The organism is Holdemania massiliensis AP2, from assembly GCF_000327285.1.
Classification (GTDB): Bacteria; Bacillota_I; Bacilli_A; order Erysipelotrichales; family Erysipelotrichaceae; genus Holdemania; species Holdemania massiliensis.
On the sequence record NZ_HE998567.1, the window covers coordinates 544868 to 560822 of the forward strand.

Genomic DNA, 15955 nt, shown 5'->3' on the forward strand with positions numbered 1-15955 from the left:
GAAGCAGCCGCAGAAAATAGAAATCCAATGGGAATGGACAGCGAAACAAAGAAGAACGCTGATAGAATAAAGGGAGTGTTATGATGGATTCATTAAAGGAACTGTATAAAATCGGTCCGGGTCCCAGCAGTTCGCATACGCTGGGACCGCAGCGGGCCTGCCAGCTGTATAAAGCGGAATACGGCGAAAAACTGCATCATGTGGAAGTTGAACTGTATGGCTCGTTATCTTTGACCGGCAAGGGTCATCTGACCGACTACATTATCCGCAAAACTTTTGAACCGGCAAAAACGACGATTTTCTTTTTAAAGGACTGGAAGGAAAGCTTTCCCAACGGTTTTTATATCCGCGGCTATAACGAAGCCCATCAGCTGCTGGCAAAATGGACCGTTTTCTCCGTCGGCGGCGGATCCATAAAAATTCTGGAAAAGCATCTGGAAACCGGCGAGAATGTCTATCCTGAAAATTCCATGCAGAGCATCCGTGAGATTTGTGAACGGGAAAAGATCGGCTTTGCCGAATATGCTCTGCGGGCCGAGGAAGGCTTGGAAAGCTATCTCGATACGATTTTGACGGCCATGCTTGCTTCGGTGAAGCAGGGTCTGCAGGCCAGCGGAATTTTGCCGGGACGGTTAAAAATGGAACGGGCAGCGAAAGCGATGCTGCTGCAGGCCGGAACGATTGAAGAGGAAGCAGAGCGGTCAAAGATGCGCTTAGCGGCCTATGCCTATGCGGCCAGCGAACAGAATGCTTCAGCCGGAACAGTGGTCACGGCTCCGACGCTGGGTTCCTGCGGCGTCATGGCGGCGCTGATGTACTATTATTATAACGATCGGCAGTTCACCCGCGGCAAGCTGGTCAAAGCTCTGGCGGTGGCGGGATTGTTCGGTGATCTGATTAAAACCAACGCAACGATCTCCGGTGCGGTCGGCGGCTGTCAGGCAGAAATCGGTGCGGCCTGTGCGATGGCGGCTGCCGCGGCCGCCTATTTAAACGGCATGAACTGCGCTCAGATTGAATATGCCGCGGAGATCGGTATGGAACACCATCTGGGACTGACGTGTGATCCGGTTGGCGGCTATGTCATCATTCCTTGTATTGAACGCAATGCGGTAGCGGTGCTGCGTGCGCTGGACGCGATGTCCTTAGCGCGGACGATGAGCCGGGTGAAAAAGAACCGCGTCAGCTTCGATGTTGTCGTGAAGACGATGAATTATACCGGCAAGCATCTGCCGATTGAGTTGAAGGAAACTTCCCTAGGCGGTCTGGCCAAAGAGGTTCAGATTGTCCCGGAGGAGCATCCTTCATGTCTGGACGGTCATTTGATCGTCGAAGAAGCCGTCATGGAAAACGATGTGCTGGCTTCCCCGATCCGCTTTGATCTATGAGTAAACCGACGGCAAAAACAGAGAAGATTGTTCATCCTTTCACGCCGATCTATGATGCGCACAGCCGAGTGCTGATTCTTGGCTCCATGCCTTCGGTGTCCTCACGGCAGCAGGCGTTTTATTACGCTCACCCGCGCAACCGGTTCTGGCCGACCATGGCCGCGCTGGACGGCGCTTTGCTGGAAACCGTTGAGCAGCGTACAGCGTTTTTGCATCGGCGCCATTTTGCGCTGTGGGATGTGATTGCCAGCTGTACGATTGCCGGCAGCAGCGATGCCAGTATCCGCGACGTCCAAGTCAATGATTTTCAGCCGCTGTTAGCCGCGACGGAAATTAAAACGATTGTCACGACCGGCAAGACAGCCGGCCGGCTGTATCAGAAATATGCTCAGGCTGAAACGGGAATGGAGGCGCTGATCCTGCCTTCGACTTCACCCGCCAACGCCGCGATGTCGCTGGATCAGCTGATCACAGCCTATCAGGTTTTGTTTGAACTTTAAAACAGGCTTTCCGCAGGGAGGCCAGGGAGGTGTTTGTATGGGAATTTTACTATGGCCGTTTAAACTGGTGTTCTGGCTGACAGGATTGGTGCTGTCCTTATGCGGCAAGCTGATCACAATCATCCTGGGATTGGTTGTCTGTGCCCTTGGCTTGATTTTGTGCATGACGCTGATCGGTCTGTGGGTAGGAATTCCACTGGCTATTTTAGGCCTGTCGTTGATCATAAAAGGAGTTCTGGGATGAAACGCCCGGAACTTTTAGCTCCAGCCGGCAGCATGGAGGCGCTGCTCGCCGCGGTCAACAACGGTGCGGACGCGGTTTATCTGGGATCGACGCGCTTTGGCGCCCGGGCGTATGCCGGCAATTTTGATGCCCAGCAGCTGCAGCAGGCCTTGCGTTATTGTCACCAGCATGAGGTCAAGGTCTATGTTACGGTCAATACGCTGATCATGGAAAACGAACTGGATGAGGCGAAAGCGCTGATTGATTTCCTTTATCACAGTGATGTTGATGCCCTGATCCTGCAGGATCTCGGACTGGTTTCCTGGATTCGCCGTGCTTATCCGGATTTTGAGCTGCATGCCTCAACTCAGATGCATATTCATAACCGCGAGGGTGTGCGTTGGGTTAAGGAATTAGGGATGCAGCGAGCTGTTTTGGCGCGGGAAACCCCGCTTGAGCTGGTGCAGGAATGCGCTGAAGAAGGACTGGATCTGGAGATTTTCGTCTATGGGGCGCTGTGCGTCTGTTACAGCGGCGAATGTCTGATGTCCAGCATTCAGGGCGGCCGCAGCGGCAACCGCGGACAATGCGCGCAGCCCTGCCGGATGCCGTATCAGTTAGTTGAATTGGAAAGTGGACGGGAAATCAAAGCTCCGGGTGAATACTTATTAAGTCCGATGGATCTCAATACGCTGCAGCATGTGGAACAGCTGATGCAAAGCGGCGCGACCAGCTTCAAAATTGAGGGACGGATGAAACGTCCGGAATATGTCGGCGCTGTTGTTCGGGCGTATCGGGAAAAGATTGACGCTATTCTAAACGGACAGCCTAAAAGAAGCGATGAAGCTGAACAGATCCGGCTGAAAAAACTATTCAACCGCGGTTTTACAGAGGGATATCTCTTTCACCAACAGGGCAGTGCCGTAATGAATCCGCTGCGTCCCAATCACGTCGGCGTTCAAATCGGAACTGTGCTGAGTCAGCGCGGCGGCCGGGTTCAGGTGCGGCTGAGCGCACCGCTGCATCAGGGCGATGGTCTGCGCATCCTGCGGGAAAATGGCGAAGATATCGGATTTACGGCCAATTATATTTATAAAAATGATTTGTTGTGCGCACAGGGGCAGAGCGGCGATATCCTGGAACTGCCGGTTGCAGAGAAAGTAAAGCCTGGCGCGGCTTTGCTTCAGACCACAGACAGCGAACTGATGAAGGTCATTCAGGCTCAGTCTGCCCAGCCGGCTTATCGCATTCCGGTATGCTTTACCGTTTGCGGCAAGGCGGGGGAACCGATGGTTTTGACGGTCAGCGACGCGCAGGGCTATCGTGCCGAAGCCTTAACACAACAAAGGCTTCAGCCGGCGCAGAAGGCGCCGTTAGACAAACAGCGGTTAGTGAATCAGCTGGGAAAGCTCAACGATACGCCGTTTGTCCTGAAGGAAGTCACCAATCTTCTGGAAGGCGCATTGTTTCTGCCTGTCCAGCAAATTAATGAAGCCCGCCGGCAGGCTTTAGCCGCGTTAATTCAGCTGCGCGAAGTCCGCTATCCACATCGTGGGCCGAATCAGCGTCAGCCAATTCAATCCATGGTCATCGAGGCGAAATCGGTCTTGCCTAAGCTGATTGTCCAGATCGAAACACGGGAACAGGCCGAAGCGCTGCTTGATCTGCCCGTTCAGCTTGTCAGCAGCTGGCCGGCGCTGATTCAGGCGTATCCGCAGATCATGCCGTCCTCATTGCGGGTTCAGGAAAAACCAACCGTGTTGGAGGGTGAGTGGCTGCAGGCTGAGGAGATCGGTACACTGAGCCGGGCAACATCGAAACTGATCTGTACGAGTGGATTCAATGTAACCAACAGCGAAGCGCTGGCGCTGCTTTTAAGCCAACAAGCGGTTCAAGGTGTTGAATTTTCATTGGAACTGACTGCGGCTCAGCAGACAGAAATTCGCGCAGCGTTTGAAAAGCAGTTCCACAGATCCGCACCCACCGTCCAGTTTGTCTACGGATATCGGGATTTAATGGTATCCAAAGCCTGTCCGGTCAATCGCATTCTCAGCGATGGAAATCAACGGAACTGCCAGCTTTGTCATCAAAAAGCTTACGCGCTGAAAAATAAAAAAGGCGAACGGCTTCCGGTTTTCGGGGATGCCGCCTGTTTCAGCCACACGCTTGAAAAGACACCGTTTCAGCTGAGAGCGGATGAGCTGGACGCTCATTCTTCATGGAAGATCCGTCTGACGTTGGAAGATGCCCGAACCAGCCGGGAAATCGTGACACGTTATCTGGCTTTCCGCGCCGAGCGTCAACCGACGGAAATCGGGTAACAAGCGTGAATAAAAAAATAAAGTACCTAAATTAATCGCCGCGAAACAACCGCTGCGGTTTTTTTGTTTCCTCTGGCTGAACAACCTTTTTTGAGGATCAGCTGAATGCAGCTGTATTCCTGGAAACAAGTATGCTAAACTAAAAAAAGAACAGGGGGAATTTTATGTTTGAATATTCGATTCAGGAATTGGCAGACGGCATGCGTTTGGGACGCTGGACCAGTCGGAGTCTGATCGAAGAAGCGCTGCGGCGGGTTGCCCAGCGCGATCAGTCAGGCCCATGCTTAAATTCGATCGCCGAGATCAATCCGGAAGCACTGTGGATCGCTGATGGACTGGATCGGGAGCTGAAGGAAAAAGGTCCGCGCAGCCTGCTGCATGGCTTGCCGGTAGTGGTCAAAGATAATATCTGTACCGCCGGCATGATGCATACAACCGCCGGTTCCGCGGCACTGGCGGATTTCTATGCTCCGCAGGACGCAGAAGTCGTTCAACGCTTAAAAGCGGCTGGTGCTGTGATCCTCGGCAAGGCGTGTTTATCCGAATTTGCCTATTGGGTGGCCCGCTCCCGCAAAATGCCTTCGGGGTTCAGTTCCCGCAGCGGTCAGGTGGTCAATCCCTATGATCCTGAACTGGATCCTTCCGGAAGCAGTTCCGGTTCTGCCGTTGCCGTGGCGGCTGAACTCGTTCCGTTTTCAATCGGAACAGAAACCAACGGCTCGCTGGTTTCACCGGCCCGCAATAACGCGGTGGCTACGATCAAGCCGACGGTCGGCTTAATTTCCCGCAGCGGGATCATTCCGATTTCCGTCATGCAGGATACCGCCGGGCCGATGGGCAAGTCGATCGCCGATTGTGCCGTGGTGCTGGATGCCTTATGGGGCAGAGATCCGCAGGATCCGGCAACGCAGGGCCTGTCCGGAGCATTTTCACTTTGCCCAGGCGTTAAACCGTGGTGTTCAGGGATTGAGAATCGGCGTTTTAACCTTTGAAGATGCTGAGCAGGATGACAGTGAAAACGCGGTGTTAAGTCAGGCGGAGACATTCTTAAAACAACAGGGAGCCGTATTGGTGCCGGTTTCCTTGCCAAGCGGCCGGTTAAACAATCTGCCGGTATTAGAACATGAGTTTAAAAGCGGAATCAATGCCTGGTTAGGCTCGGTAAGGGGACATACCACAATTCAAAGCCTGGATGATATTTTGGCGTATAATCATCAGCATGCCCGCACCTGCCTGCGTTATGGTCAGGATCTGTTGGAAAGCAGCAATCGTCATTCCGGCACCTTGCGGGAAGCGGATTATCTGAACCAGCGCCTGGCATTGATCCGTCAGACACGAACCGAGGGGATTGACAGGCTGTTAGAGGAGCATCAGCTGGATTGTTTAATGACGGTGAAAATCACCGGCTATGCTCCAATTGCCGGTTATCCCTGCGCAGCGATCTGTGCCCAAAGTCCAAGTCTGGGAACACCGTTATCCTTGTTGTTTTTGGGGACAGCCTGGAGTGAAGAAACGCTGATCGCCGTGGCGCAGACGGTCGAAAGCCGCATGGCGGCCCGTATCGCTCCGCGCTTCAAATAGAAAAAAAGCATACTGGGAAAGGGGCTTTCAGGCCTTACTTACAAAATTCCCGTATGCTTTTATATTTTAGAAAGTATCACAGAAACAGCGACAGAATGACAGTAAATATTCCCGTAATCCCAATCGCCAGGCCTGCCAGGCCGCCTTCCTGCTCGCCGATCTCAATCGCCTTGGACGTTCCCATTGCATGTGAAGCCGTGCCCATTGTAATGCCTAGGGCAACGCTGTTTTTGATCTTCAGCTTGTGAAACAGCAGGGGGATGACGATCGAGCCGAGTATACCGGTGATGATGACCGCAGTGACGGTCACCGCCGGCAAGCCGCCGTTCACCTCACACACGCTGACTGCGATTGGCGTAGTGACCGACTTGGGCAGCAAGGAGCGGGTGATCAGATCGTTTAACCCGAGAATCCGGCATAAAAAGGTAACCGAGAGAATCGAGGTCAGCGCTCCCAGAAAAGTTCCGATCAGAATCGCCGTCAAATTCTGCTTTAGAATTTTGCGCTGGTTCACCATCGGAATGGCCAGCACGCACGTCGCCGGCGTCAGCATCATCGCAATCGCGCTGGTGCTTTCTTTAAACTGGGCATAGGGAATCTTCAGCAGCGATAAAATCCCAATCAGGCTGACAATCGAAACCAAAAGCGGATTCAGCCAGGCCTGGCGGGTTCTGCGCTGCAGCCGGCAGGCCAGAAGATAGACGATCAAGCACAATCCGATAAAGAAAAACGGTCCCTGAAATAAATCCTTCATCGCGGAATCCTCCGTTTCTGAAAACGGGTGATCAGACAGATGCTGCCGCCAGTGACCAACGCTGTGATTAATGTGCTGAGGACAATGACCAGAAGGATCGGAAGCAGATCGTTTTGAATGGCCGCAAAGCTGTCAAGAATCGACACCCCCGCCGGAATGAAGAAAAAAGCCATATTCGCTAACAGAAATCCGGCCACGCCGCGGATATCCTCAACCCGCAAAATCGAGAAGGACAGGCAGGAGACTAACAGCAGCATCGCTACAATGCTGCCGGGAAAAGCAAACGGAAGCAGGGCGCTGATCACTTCGCCCAACCAGCACAGCAGAAAGACAATCGCGATTTGTTTTAAAATTTTCATAAGAGAAAGAACCTCGCTTTAAAAATATCTTTACCAGTATACCGAAAATAAAACCGTGTTGCAACCGCAGATTCAGCATGGAAGCGCATTCTTTGAGCATTTTTTATCAAACTGAACACAGGGATGGGTAAATGCTTAAAAAACCGGCGAAACCGTTTCTTTTCGGCCGCGTTTCCTTTAAATTTAAACGCTGGTTTGTTATAATACATAGATGGAGTGAGAAGGAGGATGCCATGTTTCTAAAACGAATAGAAATGCAGGGCTTTAAATCGTTCGCGGATAAAGTTGTGATCCAATTTGATCATGACGTAACCGGGATCGTAGGTCCAAACGGATGCGGCAAAAGCAATATCACCGACGCTATCCGCTGGGTCTTAGGCGAACAGTCGGTAAAGTCTTTGCGCGGCAATGCGATGACCGATGTCATCTTTGCCGGCAGCGCTGACCGCCGCATGGTCAACATGGCTGAGGTTACCCTTGTCTTTGACAACAGCCGCCGGGATCTCAACAGCGAGCTGGATGAAATAGAAGTCACACGCCGGCTTTACCGCAACAACGGTGAAGCCCAGTATTTGATCAACCGCAACCCCGTCCGGCTAAAGGACGTTGTGGATCTGATTCTGGACAGCGGCTTGGGAAAAGATTCTCTGTCGATGATTTCTCAGGGCAACATCAGTTCATTCGCCGAAGCCAAGCCGATCGAACGGCGGGCAATTTTCGAGGATGCCGCCGGCGTCAGCAAATACAAGAAACGCAAGCTGGAATCCCTGTCCAAGCTGGAGCGGACCAAGGAAAATCTGGACCGCACGCAGGACATCTTAAGCGAACTGGAGCGGCAGGTATCGCCGTTAAAACGGCAGGCCCGCAAAGCCGAAATCTATCGTGAAAAGAAAGCCCGGCTGCAGGAAATCGAGATCGCCGTTCTGGTTGAGGAAATCACCCATCTTAACCAGCAGATTGATGAAGCGGTGAAAACGCTGTTCGATATTGAAAACGCGACGACGATGCAGCAGACGACAATTCAGGTGCATGAAACGGCCAATCTGGAAGCGAAGAAAGATTCCAATGCGCTGGAGATGGAAATCAATAAGCTGCAGGAAGAACTGATGCGGGTGATCAATGAAATTCAGACCTTGGAAACCCGCAAGATTGAGCTGGATGAAAAGCGCAAATATGCGATTGAAGTCGGCACGCGTGAGGAAAAAGCGAAGCAGATGCAGTCGTTGTTGGAAGAAGCGCGCTTTGAGTACGAGGATCGTCAGCAGCGTTTGGATCAGCTGCAGCGCGATGTTGCGCTGCTTTCCCAGCAGCTTTCTCAAACAGCGATGGAACTGGCGGAAAATTCACAGAAAAACGATGAGGCGGCCGGGATTCTTCGACGCTTACAGAACCGCAAAGAGGTATTGGAAAACCTAGCTCGTCAGCCGTTCAATTCCCAAGCCGGCGTGAAGGCAGTTATGGATTCCCAAGCGTTTCTGCCGGGGGTCTTAGGCGTTGTCGCTAAGGTGCTGGAGCCGGAAAAGGGTTATGAGGAAGCCATCTCCGTCGCTTTGGGCGGCGCCATGTACAACATTGTAACAACCGATGAAGCCAGTGCCCGCCAGGCGATCAGCTTCTTAAAAAAGAATCAGAGCGGCCGGGCGACATTCCTGCCGATCCGCGTGCTGAAGCCGCGCTGGATCGCCCAGGATCACCGCATTATCGCGCAGAACACTGAGGGCTTTCTCGGTGTGGCCAGTGACTTTATTCATTGCGCTCCGCAGTTTGAGCTGGTCAGTCAGTCGCTGCTGCAGAATGTCTTAGTCTGTGACACGCTGGAACATGGCAACATCTTGGCTGATCTGCTGAAGTTCAGTTATAAAATCGTAACTTTGGAGGGGGATGTGATTCACCGCGGCGGATCCATGACCGGCGGCAAAGCCCGCAACGGCTCATCCTTAATGACCGTCCAGCGGGAACTGGAAGAAATCACCGGTACGATTCAATCCCAGCAGGCGAAGTGTCAGCTGGCGCAGAAGGCCTTGGAGCAATCCAGCCGCAAGCGCTCGGAGCTGGAACGTTCGCTGACGGAAAAACGCATTGCCAGCGCGCAGCTGGAACCGGTCGTCGATGCCAAGCGTGCCAAATATGAACGCTTGAAAAACGATTATGAGCTCTTGGCGCCGGAAGCGGTTGAAGGCGATCAGGAAACGTTTGCGGATTCGCTGATCACCTCATTGAATCAAGCTTATTCACGCCGTGATGAGATCACAACGTCATTGTCCCAGAAGCGGCAGCAGCGGATGAAGCTGACTGCGGATATCGAAAGGCGTGAGCAGCAGATCCGCCAGATCCGCCGCGAATTGGAAACCGCAACGGCCAGTTCTCACGCGATACAGCTGGACAAGGCTAAAATTGAAACCCGTCTGGAAAACAATCTGGCGCGTTTGACGAGCGAATATCAGCTGACTTACGAATACGCGCGGACCAAGGTTGAGGAAAGCCATATTGAAAACGCCCGTGAGGAAGTGCTGCAGCTGCGCTCGGAAATCGAAGCGCTCGGCAACATCAACATGAATGCGCCGGAGGAATACACCGAGGTCAACGAGCGCTATGAATTCATGCGCAAGCAGGTGGACGATCTGATGGCCAGCCGGGATAAAATTCTTTCCGCGATTGATGAGATGGACGAGGTCATGGTCAGGCAGTTTAAGGGAATGTTCGATAAGATTAATGAGGAGCTCGGCGATACCTTCCGCGCCCTGTTTGGCGGCGGCAAGGCCAGGCTGATCCTGGAAGATCCGACCGATCTGTTGAATACCGGCATTGACATCGACGTTCAGCCGCCGGGCAAGTCGGTACAGAATATCCGCCTGTTCTCCGGTGGTGAGAAGAGCTTGATCGCGATCAGCGTACTGTTTGCGATTCTGAAGGCCCGGCCGGTTCCGTTATGTATCTTTGACGAAGTTGAGGCCGCGCTGGATCAGGGCAACGTGGAGCGCTTTGCCCGCTACATCAAAAATTTCAGCGAACGGACGCAGTTTATCGTCGTTACTCACCGGCCGGGAACGATGGGCCAGTGCGACGTGCTGTATGGCGTTACGATGCAGAAGCAGGGTGTTTCCCAGATGCTGAAAGTGGAACTGACCGATGCAATTGAAATGGCCGATACCAAGGAGGTGCAGCCGGCATGAGTTTCTTTGATACATTAAAAGAGAAGTTCTCTAAGAAAAAAGATGGCGACCGCTATCTGAGCGGCTTTAATAAGACCAGCGATACGATGGGGAAAAAGCTCAATAAGATGGCGTTTGGCTTCAACGGCGTGACCGAAGACTTTCTGGAAGAATTAATGATCGTGCTCTTGGAAAGCGACGTTGGAATTCAGACCGCAGAGAAAATCTGCGATCAGCTGAAAACAACGGTCGATCAATACCGCTATGTTACGTTCAAAGACGTGATGGCCTTTCTGATGGAGATTATGCAGAACATCTATCTGGAAAGCCCGGACGCTTCTATCATCATGAATGAAAACGGGCCGACCGTCATCTTGATGGTCGGTGTCAACGGCAGCGGCAAGACCACAACCTGTGCCAAGCTGACCAAGCTTTATCAAAGCCAGGGCAAAAAAGTCGGCGTCGTCGCTGCGGATACGTTCCGCGCCGGTGCGATTGAACAGCTGGCGCGCTGGGCGGACAAACTGGGTGTTCCGTGCATCAAAGGCCGTGAAAACGGCGATCCCAGCAGTGTGCTGGTCGATGGCTGCCGCTATGCCAAAGAACACGGTTTGGACATCCTGCTGTGCGATACTGCCGGACGGCTGCAGAACAAGGTCAACCTGATGAACGAACTGGCAAAGATGCGCAAGGTCATCGGCCGGGAAATTGAAGGAGCACCGCATGATGTCTGGCTGGTTCTCGATTCCACAACCGGACAAAACGGTCTGTCTCAGGCCAAGATTTTTCAGGAAGTCACCGATGTCACCGGCATCATCCTGACCAAAATGGATGGCACGGCCAAAGGCGGAATCGTCCTGGCGATCAAGGATGTGCTGCATATTCCAGTTTATTATCTGGGCTTAGGTGAAAAAGAAGATGACCTTAAGCCGTTTGATTTGGATCTGTATCTCTACAGCATCTCGGAAGGAATCCGGGATGTCGGATAAAGAATTAGCTCAAACCGAGCGCATGAATCTTCTGATTGATTTCTATGGAACGCTGCTGACCGAAAAACAGCGCCAGATTCTGGGATACTATTTTGAAGAAGATTATTCGCTCTCGGAAATCGCCGAGCTGCAGCAAACCAGCCGCAGCGCCGTGTACGATCTTCTGAAACGCTGTGAAAAGATTTTGGAAGATTATGAATCGAAACTTCACCTGCTGCGTCACTATCAGGTTCGCATTGCGCAATATGAAAAGTTAAAAGCGCTGCACATTGCCGAAGTTGACGCACTGGTTGAGGTCTGTATGCAGACAGAATAAATGGAGGTACATATGAGTAAAGTTATTTCAGTCAACGCAGGCAGTTCATCCCTTAAGTTCCAGCTGTTCAACATGCCCGAAGAAGAGGTTCTGACTTCCGGCGTCGCGGAACGAATTGGTTTGGACGAAGGCATTTTCACGATCAAGGTCAACGGGGAAAAACACACGCAGAACCTGCCGATCAAGGATCACAAGGTTGCGGTTGAGCTGCTTTTGGAAGCCCTGGTCAAATATCACATCGTTGAAAGTCTGGATGAAATTTCCGCAGCCGGCCACCGGATCGTTCAGGGCGGCGCCTACTTCGATCAGTCCGTTAAAGTAGACGGAGATGTTGTGGCGAAGGTCGAAGAACTCGCACCGTTGGCTCCGCTGCACAATCCGGCTCATCTGATTTGTTACCGCGCTTTCTGTGAGGCGCTGCCGAAGATCGGTCATGTCTTTGTCTTTGATACGGCCTTCCATCAGACGATGACACCGGAATCCTATATTTTCCCGGTTCCTTATGAATGGTATACGGAAGACAAGGTTCGCCGCTACGGCGCCCATGGCACCAGCCACCAGTATGTATCCCAGCGCACAGCTGAACTGATGGGCAAGGATATTGCGGATACCCGCATCATCACCTGCCATCTGGGCAACGGTGCTTCGATCACGGCGGTCAAGGGCGGCAAATGCGTCAATACGTCGATGGGCTTCACACCGTTAGGCGGGATTATGATGGGCGGCCGCTGCGGTGATATTGATCCGTCCATTATCTGTCATATCATGGATAAGAAGGGCATCTCGCCGAAAGAAATGGATACGATTTTAAACAAGAAATCCGGCATGCTGGGCGTCAGCGGCATTTCCAGTGATGCCCGTGACATTGAAGATGCTGTGAATCAGGGCAATGAACGCGCAATCCTGACTCAGGCGGTTTATGTCAACCGCGTCATCAATGTTGTCGGCGGCTACGTCATGCAGATGGGCGGTGTGGATGCGATTGCTTTCACAGCAGGCTTAGGTGAAAACGACACGCACCTGCGTCATCAGATCCTGAAAAAAATGGAGGAATGCTTAGGTCTGTCGATCAATTATGAACTCAATGACAAGACCCGCGGCAAGGAAGTCTGCATCTCCAATCCAGAAAGCAAGGTTCAGGTCTATGTTGTTCCGACCAACGAAGAACTCGTGATCGCCCGCGATACCGTTCGTCTGTTGGGGTTATAAGCATGTTTGAAGGACTGTTATCTTTGATTGAACAGTCTGAGGTCATTACTCTTTACCGTCATATCAATCCGGACTGCGATGCTTTAGGAAGCCAATGGGGGCTTGCCACTTGGTTAAAGCATCGCTTTCCTTTAAAACGGGTTTATGTGCTGGGACAGCAGAAAATGACCAACGGCTTGTTTGAGGTCAGCGATGTCGTGGATGATGAAACGGTGCGGAATTCGTTGGCGATTGTACTGGATACGGCTAACGTTCGCCGGATTGACGATGAACGCTGGCAAAGTGCCGGACAGATTGTGCATCTCGACCATCATCCGCAGATCGAGCATTTTGCGCAGCACGAATATGTGATTGACAGCTATGCGGCAACCTGTGAGATTCTTGCGGAATTCTTCTTCAGTGTCGATCAGGAACCGCTGGAAGTGGATGTCGCGGAATATTTGTACCGCGGCTTATTGACCGATACATTAAGTTTTAAGACCAGCAATACCACAGAGCATACGCTGGCAATGGCCTCTTATTTAGCTCAAAGCGGCCTGGATATCCCCAAGATCAACCGCGATCTGTTCGATGTCAGCCTGCATGAATATGAATTCGCCAGTGCGATCCGCGCCAAAGCAGAGATTCTCGATGAACATCTGATGATCTCGATTGTGGATCAGGCTTTTCTGGAACAATGGGGCATGAATGCTTCCCAAGCGAAAGATCAGGTCTATCAGTTTGGGGGGATCAAAGAAATCGAGATCTGGGCAATTTTTGCGGCGGATCATGATGATCAGGGAAATACCTGGTGGGCAGGTTCGCTGCGTTCCAAGACGCTTCAAATCAATGATATTGCGATGCAGTACCGCGGCGGCGGTCATAAAAATGCAGCCGGCTGCAAGTGCCTGGACAAAGCCAGTCTGAATGCCCTGATTGATCAGCTGCGCCAGCGGATTAAGGAGATGGCAGAATGACTCAATTTCATTTTAATTTTGATCCCAATTCGTTCCAGCAATTCAAGACTTCCCGCAAACCCAAGATGAAGCCGGGAAAAGCGCATGTGACGGCTTTGATCATCACGTTGGTGCTGGCGCTGGTCATTGATTATGTAACGCTTCCAGCCTGGAACCTGCACAGTCCGTCGACGGTCATGCTTGTGATTTTCCTGCTTGTCATCTATGGCATCAGTGATTTCATCCTGGCCGGCAAGTGGGGACTGCTGCAAAAACTCTGTGCTTTCGCCGCGGGATTTTTATTTGTAGCGATGTTGATTTTAATGTTTTTGGGCAGCGAACTGCTGAACGCAGAAAAATATCGCGATCAGATTGCAATTAAAGACGTTTCTGACTTCAGCTCGCAGTTTCAGGCGATCTCGATGGAACGGATCCCGGTCGTTGATCAGCAGACAGCCGCGCTGTTAGGCGATAAGCAGATCGGCAAGCAGGCAGGACTCGGTTCGCAGTATCAGATTGATCAGACCTACACGCTGATCAGCTCTGATCAGCATCTGTACCGTGTTTCACCGTTGGAGTACCGCGACTTCATCAAGTGGTTTCAAAATAACGGCACCGGTATTCCGGGGTTCATTCAGGTCAACGTTACCGATCCCAACGATGTGGATATGGTGATGCTGGAAAAAGGCATTAAGTATTCTCCATCGGCCTGGTTTAATCAGAATCTGTTCCGGCACATTCGGTTCCGTTACCGCACCGAGCTGTTGTCCGATTATTCCTTTGAATTAGATGATGACGGGTATCCGTACTGGGTGGTTTCCGTTGTCGCTCCGGAAATTGGTTATTATGGCGGACTGAGCGCTCAGGGTGTGATTATCGTTGATCCGATAACCGGAGAGATGAATAAATACAATATGGATGAAATTCCAGCTTGGGTCGACCGCGTTCAGCCGGCAGAACTGGCTTGGAATCAGATCGATAACTGGGGCTATTACGTCCATGGTTTCTTCAACACCCTGTTTGGACAAAAAGACATGATTCAGACGACAGACGGCTACAATTTTGTCAATATTGAGGGGCAGACCTATGTCTTTTCAGGGCTGACATCCGTGGCTGCCGATCATTCAATTAATGGTTTCGCCTTGATTAATCTGCGTACCAAAGAAGCCAGCTACATTAAAGTCGGCGGTGCAGATGAAGTGTCCGCTATGGCTTCGGCTGAGGGTCAGGTCCAGCATCTCAATTATCGGGCAACCTTTCCGATTTTATTGAATGTTGCCAATGAACCGACTTATTTCATTTCATTAAAAGATTCCGAAGGCCTGGTTAAGATGTATTCCTTTGTGGATGTCAATGATTATTCGATTGTTGGAATCGGGGAAACGATGCAGACTGCCCATGATGATTATCTGCGAAAGCTGAAAAATGCGAACAAGCAGATCAGCGCTGACGTGGCTGAAAATAAAACTGTGACAGGCATCGTGATGACGATGGCTTCAGCGGTGCAGGAAGGGACTACCCATTATTACATCACGCTGGAAAATGATCCTCATCTGTATGTTCTTTCCCTGGACATCAGTGCAGAACTGCCGCTGACCCAGCCGGGGCAAAGGGTGTCCATTGAATATCTTGATACCGTAGGCAGCACTGTAGCCGGAAGTCATTTCGACAATTTGGAAATGAATTATGAATGAAAAAAAGCGCCTGAAATAAAGCAAAATTTAAGATTAGTTTCTGTTGATTACTGAAACGAAAGATGGTATCATATACGAGTACCGGAGGTAATAGTATGAGTGAATTGTTAAACAAGAAAGCATTAGTTGATATTGTTGCGAATCAGATGGGAATGACAAAGAAAGCGGCAGGCGAAACTGTCGATCTGATCTTTGATGAAATTACTTCGACTCTGAAAGACGACGGAAAAGTAGATATCAGCGGCTTCGGCAAGTTCGAGGTTAAGACAAGAGCTGAGAGAACAGGCATCAATCCTGCAACAAAGGAAAAGATCACAGTGCCTGCAACAAAGGTTCCTGGATTCAAAGCTGCTAAAGCTTTAAAAGACGCTGTAAAATAAGAAGCCCAAGGCTTCTTTTTTTTCTATTAGGAAATTGCATCAAAACGGGCAGTGAATTCAAATGAGTTAATAACTCAAACGAATCTTATAGAAAAGAAAAATGACCTAAAAGGCCGCATTGAAAAGAGAAATGAGAGAGGGGTGGAAGGATAGA

The 15955-nt window shown here is 51.2% G+C and carries 15 protein-coding genes; 13 read left to right on the forward strand and 2 right to left on the reverse strand.

The genetic code is table 11. From position 1 onward, the window contains the following. Nucleotides 1-83: 83 nt before the first annotated feature. The 6 genes from BN162_RS02610 (at nucleotide 84) to BN162_RS17640 (ending at nucleotide 6013) form a co-directional block, all read left to right on the forward strand. The gene (locus BN162_RS02610) at nucleotides 84-1388 is read left to right on the forward strand and encodes an L-serine ammonia-lyase, iron-sulfur-dependent, subunit alpha (RefSeq protein WP_020223506.1); all 1305 of its coding nucleotides are present in this window, start codon (nucleotides 84-86) and stop codon (nucleotides 1386-1388) included. Further along, nucleotides 1385-1888 (forward strand): DNA-deoxyinosine glycosylase, encoded by a 504-nt coding sequence (locus BN162_RS02615; RefSeq protein ID WP_020223507.1) that lies wholly within the window; start codon nucleotides 1385-1387, stop codon nucleotides 1886-1888. Before BN162_RS02610 ends, BN162_RS02615 begins: the two co-directional genes overlap by 4 nt. 37 nt (nucleotides 1889-1925) lie before the next feature. After that, complete coding sequence (locus BN162_RS18720) at nucleotides 1926-2132, forward strand: hypothetical protein (RefSeq protein WP_020223508.1); 207 nt, start codon at nucleotides 1926-1928, stop codon at nucleotides 2130-2132. After that, entirely contained in the window at nucleotides 2129-4432 is a 2304-nt protein-coding gene (locus BN162_RS02625) for a peptidase U32 family protein (protein ID WP_020223509.1), read from the forward strand. The genes BN162_RS18720 and BN162_RS02625 overlap by 4 nt, the downstream gene beginning before the upstream one ends. 164 nt (nucleotides 4433-4596) lie before the next feature. Continuing rightward, nucleotides 4597-5424, forward strand: coding sequence for an amidase family protein (locus tag BN162_RS17635; RefSeq protein ID WP_051032503.1), 828 nt, complete (start codon nucleotides 4597-4599; stop codon nucleotides 5422-5424). After that, the gene (locus BN162_RS17640; RefSeq protein WP_051032504.1) at nucleotides 5399-6013 is read left to right on the forward strand and encodes an amidase; all 615 of its coding nucleotides are present in this window, start codon (nucleotides 5399-5401) and stop codon (nucleotides 6011-6013) included. Before BN162_RS17635 ends, BN162_RS17640 begins: the two co-directional genes overlap by 26 nt. A 76-nt stretch (nucleotides 6014-6089) precedes the next feature. Here BN162_RS17640 and BN162_RS02635 read toward each other — a convergent pair whose 3' ends face one another. Both BN162_RS02635 and BN162_RS02640 read right to left on the reverse strand, forming a co-directional pair. Next, complete coding sequence (locus BN162_RS02635; RefSeq protein WP_020223510.1) at nucleotides 6090-6767, reverse strand: LrgB family protein; 678 nt, start codon at nucleotides 6765-6767, stop codon at nucleotides 6090-6092. Beyond that, nucleotides 6764-7126, reverse strand: a complete 363-nt coding sequence (locus BN162_RS02640) for a CidA/LrgA family protein (RefSeq protein WP_020223511.1) — start codon at nucleotides 7124-7126, stop codon at nucleotides 6764-6766. The genes BN162_RS02635 and BN162_RS02640 overlap by 4 nt, the downstream gene beginning before the upstream one ends. Before the next feature lie 233 nt (nucleotides 7127-7359). Between BN162_RS02640 and BN162_RS02645 the strand changes: the two genes are divergently transcribed. From BN162_RS02645 to BN162_RS02675, 7 genes are all read left to right on the forward strand, one after another. Beyond that, nucleotides 7360-10299 (forward strand): chromosome segregation protein SMC, encoded by a 2940-nt coding sequence (locus BN162_RS02645; protein WP_020223512.1) that lies wholly within the window; start codon nucleotides 7360-7362, stop codon nucleotides 10297-10299. Beyond that, nucleotides 10296-11267 (forward strand): signal recognition particle-docking protein FtsY, encoded by a 972-nt coding sequence (gene ftsY / locus BN162_RS02650; RefSeq protein ID WP_020223513.1) that lies wholly within the window; start codon nucleotides 10296-10298, stop codon nucleotides 11265-11267. Before BN162_RS02645 ends, ftsY begins: the two co-directional genes overlap by 4 nt. Continuing rightward, nucleotides 11257-11583, forward strand: a complete 327-nt coding sequence (locus BN162_RS02655) for a putative DNA-binding protein (RefSeq protein ID WP_020223514.1) — start codon at nucleotides 11257-11259, stop codon at nucleotides 11581-11583. The genes ftsY and BN162_RS02655 overlap by 11 nt, the downstream gene beginning before the upstream one ends. Before the next feature lie 12 nt (nucleotides 11584-11595). Then, entirely contained in the window at nucleotides 11596-12792 is a 1197-nt protein-coding gene (locus BN162_RS02660; RefSeq protein WP_020223515.1) for an acetate/propionate family kinase, read from the forward strand. A 2-nt stretch (nucleotides 12793-12794) separates the two neighbouring features. Further along, entirely contained in the window at nucleotides 12795-13748 is a 954-nt protein-coding gene (locus BN162_RS02665; RefSeq protein ID WP_020223516.1) for a DHH family phosphoesterase, read from the forward strand. After that, nucleotides 13745-15421: a hypothetical protein gene (locus BN162_RS02670; protein WP_020223517.1), complete on the forward strand. Its 1677-nt coding sequence runs from the start codon at nucleotides 13745-13747 to the stop codon at nucleotides 15419-15421. Before BN162_RS02665 ends, BN162_RS02670 begins: the two co-directional genes overlap by 4 nt. A gap of 95 nt (nucleotides 15422-15516) precedes the next feature. Beyond that, complete coding sequence (locus BN162_RS02675; RefSeq protein WP_020223518.1) at nucleotides 15517-15801, forward strand: HU family DNA-binding protein; 285 nt, start codon at nucleotides 15517-15519, stop codon at nucleotides 15799-15801. Nucleotides 15802-15955 lie beyond the last annotated feature (154 nt).

Excerpts from the sequence above, each read along its gene's own strand:
- BN162_RS02610 (WP_020223506.1), top strand. The coding sequence starts at position 84 with ATGGATTCATTAAAGGAACTGTATAAAATCGGTCCGGGTCCCAGCAGT.
- BN162_RS02615 (WP_020223507.1), top strand. The coding sequence starts at position 1,385 with ATGAGTAAACCGACGGCAAAAACAGAGAAGATTGTTCATCCTTTCACG.
- BN162_RS18720 (WP_020223508.1), top strand. The coding sequence starts at position 1,926 with ATGGGAATTTTACTATGGCCGTTTAAACTGGTGTTCTGGCTGACAGGA.
- BN162_RS02625 (WP_020223509.1), top strand. The coding sequence starts at position 2,129 with ATGAAACGCCCGGAACTTTTAGCTCCAGCCGGCAGCATGGAGGCGCTG.
- BN162_RS17635 (WP_051032503.1), top strand. The coding sequence starts at position 4,597 with ATGTTTGAATATTCGATTCAGGAATTGGCAGACGGCATGCGTTTGGGA.
- BN162_RS02635 (WP_020223510.1), bottom strand. The coding sequence starts at position 6,767 with ATGAAGGATTTATTTCAGGGACCGTTTTTCTTTATCGGATTGTGCTTG.
- BN162_RS02640 (WP_020223511.1), bottom strand. The coding sequence starts at position 7,126 with ATGAAAATTTTAAAACAAATCGCGATTGTCTTTCTGCTGTGCTGGTTG.
- BN162_RS02645 (WP_020223512.1), top strand. The coding sequence starts at position 7,360 with ATGTTTCTAAAACGAATAGAAATGCAGGGCTTTAAATCGTTCGCGGAT.
- ftsY (WP_020223513.1), top strand. The coding sequence starts at position 10,296 with ATGAGTTTCTTTGATACATTAAAAGAGAAGTTCTCTAAGAAAAAAGAT.
- BN162_RS02655 (WP_020223514.1), top strand. The coding sequence starts at position 11,257 with ATGTCGGATAAAGAATTAGCTCAAACCGAGCGCATGAATCTTCTGATT.
- BN162_RS02660 (WP_020223515.1), top strand. The coding sequence starts at position 11,596 with ATGAGTAAAGTTATTTCAGTCAACGCAGGCAGTTCATCCCTTAAGTTC.
- BN162_RS02665 (WP_020223516.1), top strand. The coding sequence starts at position 12,795 with ATGTTTGAAGGACTGTTATCTTTGATTGAACAGTCTGAGGTCATTACT.
- BN162_RS02670 (WP_020223517.1), top strand. The coding sequence starts at position 13,745 with ATGACTCAATTTCATTTTAATTTTGATCCCAATTCGTTCCAGCAATTC.
- BN162_RS02675 (WP_020223518.1), top strand. The coding sequence starts at position 15,517 with ATGAGTGAATTGTTAAACAAGAAAGCATTAGTTGATATTGTTGCGAAT.